Below are 2,579 nucleotides of genomic sequence, written 5' to 3'. Positions count from 1 at the left end.
GGGATATGCCTACTACTACGCCTTTTTCATAAAAAGAAAAATTCTTGGTCAACTCTTCGATTTCTACTTCACTTAGTCCACTACGCGATCGCATTTGTATGCGCTGCTGATTTCCACTGTCTCTGTCTTTTGCTGTAACATGAAGGACGCCATTTGTATCAATGTCGAAAATCACTTCTATTTGGGGTATGCCCTTGGGCTTTTTGGGTATGCCAGACAGTTCAAAACGACCGAGGGAATAGTTAGCGGAAGCGAATTCATTTTCCCCCTGCACGACATGGACAGTGACAGATGTTTGGTTGTCCTCAGCGGTTGAAAATGTTTGCGAAGCCTTTGTTGGGATCGTGGCATTACGTTCAATTAACTTCGTGGCTACCCCGCCCCAAGTTTCAACACCGATGGAAAAAGGAAGGATATCCAATAACAGTACGTCTTTAACATGTCCCGTTTTTACGCCTGCCGTAATGGCAGCGCCCAAAGCCACTAGGTCTTCTCTTCTCAATTCGCCCAGAGGCTCTTTCCCGAATAAATTGGCCAATGAATCTCTAATGAGAGGGATTCTTGTACTTCCGCCTACCAATATAACATTATCAATATCTTTCGGCGTCCAGCCTGCGTCCCTGAGTGCTCTTTTGCAAATGTCAATCGCATTGTTAACAGAGTCATCTATTAACTCTTCCAAAATTTTTCTTGTTAGTATATAATTAAGATGAATGGGGCCCGATGAATCCGTGGCGATAAACGGAAGATCTAGTTCTGTAACAATTTCCGTTGACAAAGCTATCTTGGCGTTCTCAGCAGCCTCTTTTAGTCGCTGGATCGCGACAGGGTCGCTCAATAAATCTATCTTATTATTTTTTTTAAATTCATTAGCTATGTGGTTTATGATTTTCAAATCAAAATCTTCGCCGCCAAGAAATGTATTCCCATTAGTTGACAATACCTCGAATTGCGCCTCCCCATCAACCTCCGCAATTTCAACAATACTGATATCAAATGTACCGCCGCCTAAGTCGTAAACTACAATCTTTTCATCTCGAATATGTTTTTTGCCGTATGACTCAGCTGCTAATGTTGGCTCGGCGTAAAGACCCAGAACATTAAATCCCGCAATTTTTGCCGCATCTATAGTAGATTTTCTCTGAGAATCATTGAAATATGCCGGAATTGCGATTATTGCATCAGTAACGCTATCTCGTAAGAATATCTCGGCAGACCTTTTTAGCTTCTGTAGTGTGAAAGCCGCAATCTCTTCAGGCGAGTATTGATTTCCTTGTAATATCACCCGAACGTCTCCGTTGTCGGAAGATACTATCTCATAGGGCACAAAACTCTTTAATTGCTGCACAACAGGGTCATTAAATCTACGACCTATCAAGCGCTTGACAGAGTAAATAACGTTTTTTGGATCTTTTAGGGCATACCTTTTCGCTGAGTTTCCAATTAATATTTTTCCATCATCAGATATCGCAACATGAGACGGGGTGGTTCCATCGCCTTCAGAATTTTCAATTATCACTGGCACCCCGTCACGAAAGACAGAAATGCGTGAACTAGTAGTTCCCAGATCAATGCCAACTGCATAGGTCATTTACTGTACGATTCCTGTGTTCAGTTGCTAACGCACAGGATCTTATCCGGCCCGCGCCGGCACCCAAGCCAGCGCATGCCCACCGCCCCATCCGCGCGGGTCGGATAAGGCGTGTTGGACTGAACCGCCCGGCACGGCCTTGATGGCTATGGGAAAACTATCGGGACACGAACTCCCGCACGGTGGGTGTTCGCAGAGCAGCGGTAGAAACGGGGAGCGGGACTGGGTATCCATTGTGGCACTCCGGCCAAATTCCATGTCCGTCCACTATCCCAAAGCCTCCCGAATCGGTCAATTCCCGAGAATCGCCCGCTCCATGCCCTTCCGCGCCGGCTGGAAATTGAACGTCCACGATCGATTCGCTGTCGTCTCTTTTCCATCCTATCCCCCTGGAGGACCGGTCGCCGGCGGTCGGCGCAACGGGGCGATCTCCGCCACCCACCGCAGCCGCCCGTTCCCACAGACCGGACAGCGGTGGATATCGATGCCGACCACGCGAAGCATGAACGCCTCGACACCCTCCGCTTCCAGCGGCTCCGGTGGCGGCACCTATAGGAAATTTCTGACTGATTATCAGACGGAAGAGGAAATTACTCGTCCTCCCTTGAAAGGCGTCGTCGCCTTCCCGATACTGTGGAAAACCACACGCTCACTTCATTGACACCCCACGCCATGACCACTCTCCCTACCGACTCCCCCAACAGCGCTCCCCGCTGCCTCACCAAAACCCTCGATCACCTGCCCGAGCCCAAGCGGCTTCAGCTCCAGGCGATCACCGAGCGGCTCTGCGCGGCGGTGGCCCTCGACTGGGTGGTGCTGTTCGGCAGCTACGCCCGCGGCGATTGGGTCGAGGACCCGCTCCACGGTTACTTCTCGGACTACGACCTGTTGGTGGTGGTCTCCGATCCGGCGCAGGTTCGCCAGTACGGCCTGTGGGAGCGGGTGGAGCAGGAACTCCAGGCGATCGCCGGCCGGGTGCCGGTTACCC

General features: G+C 50.3%; 2 protein-coding genes. One reads left to right on the top strand and one right to left on the bottom strand.

The window, feature by feature from the left end:
• On the bottom strand, positions 1 to 1,591 hold a 1,591-nt coding region (dnaK, locus tag ACYQ2W_RS25935), incomplete at its 3' end, for a molecular chaperone DnaK (RefSeq protein ID WP_459873915.1).
• Positions 1,592 to 2,263: 672 nt separating this feature from the next.
• Here dnaK and ACYQ2W_RS25930 point away from each other — a divergent pair.
• A partial coding sequence (locus ACYQ2W_RS25930; protein ID WP_459873913.1) for a nucleotidyltransferase domain-containing protein occupies positions 2,264 to 2,579 on the top strand: 316 nt, incomplete at its 3' end.

Source organism: Endothiovibrio diazotrophicus (genome assembly GCF_054657215.1).
Note: the sequence above shows the minus strand (reverse complement) of the source record. Positions and strands in the feature narration are given on the sequence as shown.